This is a genomic window from Streptomyces phytophilus (assembly GCF_013870535.1).
Lineage (GTDB): Bacteria > Actinomycetota > Actinomycetes > Streptomycetales > Streptomycetaceae > Streptomyces > Streptomyces phytophilus.
In genome coordinates this window covers 1-383 of record NZ_JACBXC010001763.1, presented here as the reverse complement: position 1 = coordinate 383, position 383 = coordinate 1, and the positions used below count along the sequence as shown (strand labels likewise).

Annotated in this window: 1 pseudogene; it reads right to left on the bottom strand. The window is 70.2% G+C overall.

From position 1 onward, the window contains the following. Positions 1 to 343, bottom strand: a pseudogene (locus H5J30_RS35795) (hypothetical protein); the annotation flags it as partial. Positions 344 to 383 lie beyond the last annotated feature (40 nt).

Below are 383 nucleotides of genomic sequence, written 5' to 3'. Positions count from 1 at the left end.
GGCGGGCGATGTGCAGCAGTGCGGCCACGGCGCCGACGAGCAGGACGTCCTCCAGGACCACGGCGCCGAAGACGGCCGGAACTACCTCCCAGGAGCCGTAGGCGGCGGCCACCGCGTCGAGCGAGTCGGGCCGGGGCAGCGGCAGCGACCCGTATGGCGCCAGGTTCGCCTTCAACCAGCCGATCAGGTCCATGGTGAGAAAGCAGACCACCGCCACCGTCATGAGCAGCACCATTTCCCGGATACGCGCCTGGTCGGTGACACCGCGCTGCTGCGGCAGCAGGCCCAGCCGCGTCGCGGATATGCCGTGCCGGCGGCAGACCTCCAGCACCAGCCAGCCCAAGACCGTATGGAAGACGACCTCGCCGAGGGTCCCCGAAACC